Annotated in this window: 4 protein-coding genes; 2 read left to right on the top strand and 2 right to left on the bottom strand. The window is 47.8% G+C overall.

The window, feature by feature from the left end:
• Window positions 1-1,249 (bottom strand): DMT family transporter (locus Q0257_RS06355; protein WP_298023032.1); only part of this gene is annotated, 1,249 nt, incomplete at its 3' end.
• 151 nt (window positions 1,250-1,400) lie between these two features.
• Window positions 1,401-2,030: a hypothetical protein gene (locus Q0257_RS06350; protein WP_298023029.1), complete on the bottom strand. Its 630-nt coding sequence runs from the start codon at window positions 2,028-2,030 to the stop codon at window positions 1,401-1,403.
• A gap of 87 nt (window positions 2,031-2,117) precedes the next feature.
• Here Q0257_RS06350 and Q0257_RS06345 point away from each other — a divergent pair, with 87 nt between their 5' ends.
• Window positions 2,118-2,672: a manganese efflux pump MntP family protein gene (locus Q0257_RS06345; RefSeq protein ID WP_298023026.1), complete on the top strand. Its 555-nt coding sequence runs from the start codon at window positions 2,118-2,120 to the stop codon at window positions 2,670-2,672.
• 55 nt (window positions 2,673-2,727) lie between these two features.
• Window positions 2,728-3,858, top strand: a complete 1,131-nt coding sequence (locus tag Q0257_RS06340; RefSeq protein WP_298023024.1) for a hypothetical protein — start codon at window positions 2,728-2,730, stop codon at window positions 3,856-3,858.
• Window positions 3,859-4,314 lie beyond the last annotated feature (456 nt).

Genomic DNA, 4,314 nt, shown 5'->3' with positions numbered 1-4,314 from the left:
AAATCAGCGTCAGCCGCTCGCCTATGCCAAATCCCACCGCGCCGCTTGCTCCGCTAAAAAAATATAGCCCCAAAAGCGCCACGACCGCGCCGCCAAAGGCGCTTGCACCGACTTTTTTGCCGAAAAACGCAAGCATTAAAAATGGTACGATGACGACGTTAAGCCCCAAAATAAACGCTACCGTCGATGACAGCGCATAATCAAGCGCTATAGTCTGGCACGAAAAATCGCAAAATAGCATCAGCCCGCAAAACACACCCCGCCTTATCGTGCCGCGGTCAAATTTGACGCCGAAGCGCAGACAGGCGAGGTAGGTAAAAATGCTCGCCGCCAAAAAGCGCCAAAACAAAAAGCTAAAAACGTCGCCGCTATGCAGCGCGCGCTGAACCGGCACGAAGGTGCAGCCCCAAACGATCGCCACGAAAAGCAGCCCCAGATCCCACAGCCTGCTAGGCGGAACGGGATTTTGCGCGCGGTTTTGTGCGGAATTGGAATTTTTCCCTAAACTCTGCGCGGAATTCGAGCTTTGCGTGCAGTTTTGCGTAGAGGCAGAATTTTGCGCGGCAGCAGGGCTCTGCGTAGAATCAGAGCTTTGCGCGAAATCGAAATTCTGCGCGAAATTCAAGCTTCGAGCGGAGCTAGAATTCTCTGCCGAATTAGATTTCTTCGCAAAATTCCACGCCTTAAAATTTTTCAATCCAAAGCCCTGCGGCGCATTAGCGTAGCCAGGATCGTTTGCAAGAACCCCAGTAAAATTTTTCTTTGAGCATCGCATATGAGCTGCGGCAAGGCTTTTTGCGGGGCTTAAATTTGGCTCGTCTACGACGCTTGCACGATTTAGCGAACTTGCGCTATTTGCGCCGTTGCAAGTAAAATTTTCCGCAAAATTTAATATAAAATTTCGTTTGAAATTCTTTGCAGAATTTTCGCAAGGATTTATTGCGGAGGCATTTACGGAATTTAAAGCTTTGCTTTCGGCGCAGCTTGGAATCTGCGCGGACTTTAAATTTGGCGAAAGAGCCGCGGAGCTTAAAGCGGATTTTCTTTCGGGATTTCCGACTCGCGGAGCGGAATAAAGCGCGACGAGACTGTGCGCAGCAAAACTGGCCGAAGCACGATTGCGTGCGGCGAAACCAGCCGAAGCGGGATAAAATTTTAAATTTCGCACGCTCATAAAATTTAACTCGGCGGCCGCGTCTTTAAATTTAAAATTTCCTTTGAAGCGGGAAGCTGGAGCGAAATTTATCATACCGCCGCGCGCTGTATTTTTCGCGCGCTCGCATGCCTGATTTGAGATAAAATTTAAAGCGGATTTTGAATTAAAATTTTCCGCGAGCTCCGAGATAGAATTTTTCATAAATTTAAAGTAAAATTTCACCGAGATTTTAGTGCGGTCGCGCCTATCTGGCCTTCTTTATCGCGTTTAAAATCGCGCCCGAGTTTTTGCGAAACTCCATTTCGTTTTTGCTTAAAAAATCGAAGCTTTCGTTGATAAAGGCGCTGCTAAATTCGCTACTAAAATCGTCTCCAGGCTCGCGTCCAACAGCACTTTTAAAGCTTTTAGCAAAGCTCACGTCGGCTCCTAGTTCACGCGCCAAAGGGCGAATGATTTCGTAAATTTCATCAAAGGCATTGGTGCGCAGATAGTGGCTAAATAGCACCTCGCCGCTCATTACCGCCTTAGTATCGGCTTCGGACATATCTTTTATTTTAGCGAGTACGAGCTTTTTGATCGGCTCTACGGCAAGACTTAGCTTCTTGCTCGCCAGCCTTTGCATATTCTGCACGGCGATGCTTTTTTTGCCCGCGCGCTCGGTAATGTAGCTAGGCAGATCAAGCTCATAATCCTGCACGCCAGCGCGTTCGTATTCATTTGCGGCACGCTCTATCAAAGTGCTTAGCGAGTTTTTAAAATTTTCGCTATCGCCCACGTTTGCGCTGATGACGACGTCCAGCCCCTTTACGGCGACCTCTTCCCAGCTAGCAGTCGCAAATAGCGGCAATAAACAAAAGATTAATTTTTTAAGCAAAGTTTTTCCCTAATTAAAGTATTGATTATTTTATTTCGAAAATTTTAATGTATAATCAACGCTTTTATAATACCAAAAGGGCTAAATATGGAGCTTTTACTCATCGCTTTCGCGCTTGCGATGGACAGCGTCGCGCTTAGTATCTCAAACGGCGCGAAATATCCGAATTTTAAATTTGCGCAGATCGCGCGCGTCGCGTTTTTCTACGCGGCGGCTCAGTTCATAATGCCGCTTGCAGGCTACGTTTTGGGGATAAATTTCGTAAAATTTATCGCGCAGATCGATCACTTCGTCGCGTTTGGAATTTTATCGTTTTTAGGCGTCAAGATGATCGCGGAATCCCGCCGCGAGCAGGACGAGTCCAGCTTCCGCCTAAGCACGAAGGAACTGGTGCTGGGCGCGATCGCAACAAGTATCGACGCGATGGCTGTGGGCGTGACCTTTGCTTTCGGCGAGATAAACATCCTCTACGCCTGTTGCGTAATCGGGCTCGTCTGCTTCGCGCTGTGCGTCGCAGCATGCTACGCAGGCAAGCTAACGGGCGAATATCTACACTCAAAGGCGCTCATTTTAGGCGGCGCGATTTTGATCCTAATCGGGGTTAAAATTTTGCTTTCGCACCTCGGTATTATCGATATTTAGCGGCTTTTAATCGCCGCTTTGTGATAATCTTTAAAACTAATTCGCAGGAGCGAAAATGAAAAATTTGATAAATTTAAGCGGCGGCGACCGATTAAATTTGCGCGTGCAGGGTCAAATTTTACTCAGCGAGAGCATCAAAAACGGCAAAACAAGGCAGACGCAAAAGGAGTTTGCTAGCATAGACGAGGCGCAAAAAGCCTGCGCAAAAAAGGAGTGGGAGAGCCTAAAAAAGGGCTACGTCATGCAAAACGCGGATGCGAGGCCTGGCGAAACGAGCCTGCACGTTTACATCGGCGGCGGATACACGGGCGCGCTGGCGTTTGCGAGCTTTGAGGGCGAAAATTTCGTCTATAAATGCGGCGGCTACAAAGAGGGCGAAGCGCTGGATGATTTTCTCATCAGGCTGAACGCGAGCGGCGCCATAAAGCAGCAGACCCTCTTGCCAAAGCCGCTTGCATGGCGGGCGGAGCGCGCGGGCGAGATTTTGCTTTTGGACCTGGATCATTTTATCTTCAAATTTGACCCGGCTAGAGGCGAATTTAGCGATCTCTCTCAAGGGTTAAGCTTTAAAAACAGCAAAGAATTTACAAGTTTCGTTTGCGCTGCGAAAGATACGGCGGCGTTTGCTATGTTCGGTCAAATTTTTACTTTGCGCGGTGGCGAGATTTCGCCTCTTGCCGAATACAAATCCGAAATGAAAAGCTACACGCCGATCCTTTGCGCCGCGCTCGACGCTGACGGCACGCGACTGGCGCTTTGCTGCAAGCAAAACGAGATCAAAATTTTAAGCACGCTAAATGGAGAAATTTTAAACGAGATCAGAGGCGACTTCGGCATTTTTGATAAAATTTGCTTTTTAGCGGACGGTTCGGTGTTAGGCAAGGAGCGCTATACGGGCAAGCTAGTTTGCCTCGATACCGCAAGCGGCGAGCGGCTTAATCCTGTATGGTTGAGGGACGAATGCGCCGAGGCGGACGAGCTTTGCATTAGCGAGGACGGTTCGAGGCTCGCGCTAATCAGCTACGATAAAGCCCGCATCATCGATCTAAAAAGTGGAAATTTGCAGCTTAGCTTTGAGCTCTCGCACGTCGTAAAGCGCTGCGAGGCGAAATTTGAGCGTATAAATGGCGAGGAATTTTTGGCCGTGCGCACCGACTACGGCTGCTTTAGTTTGTATCGCGTTTAAATTCCGTGAAATTTAAGCCGCAGGTGTAGGCTTCTACAGATTGCACTTTTAAGGCGAGCGATCTCCTCTCGATCTTTTAATAGCGCGCCCGGTTTTAGGCCATTCGACACCCAAAGCGTAACGGCCTATATAAAATTGAATATCGGCGTTTCGATTGCGGCGGCGGCTTTGATAGAATTTTCGCTTGAATCAACAAAATAAGGCGCTTTTAATGCTAAATAGCGCCTGAAAAAGCTTAGCCGCTACGGCTTTAATATCATATCTTGCCAGTTAAGCTTAAATCGGCTATCATTGCACGAAATCTGAAGGGGGCAAATTTGAAAAAATTCTTTGTTAATTCTCTGCGCCTTATAAAACGCCACTATATAATCTCTGCGATTTTTATCATCTGCATTTTGACGTTTATCCCTTATATGCCTATAAATATGGGCTTAAACTACGCCGGAGTTTGCACCA

The organism is uncultured Campylobacter sp. (assembly GCF_938018035.1).
In the GTDB taxonomy this organism is placed as follows: Bacteria; Campylobacterota; Campylobacteria; order Campylobacterales; family Campylobacteraceae; genus Campylobacter_B.
The sequence above is the reverse complement of the archived record's forward strand: the minus strand, read 5'-3'. Positions and strand labels throughout refer to the sequence as shown.

Coding starts and splice junctions, on each gene's coding strand:
- Q0257_RS06345 (WP_298023026.1), top strand. CDS start 2,118: ATGGAGCTTTTACTCATCGCTTTCGCGCTTGCGATGGACAGCGTCGCG.
- Q0257_RS06340 (WP_298023024.1), top strand. CDS start 2,728: ATGAAAAATTTGATAAATTTAAGCGGCGGCGACCGATTAAATTTGCGC.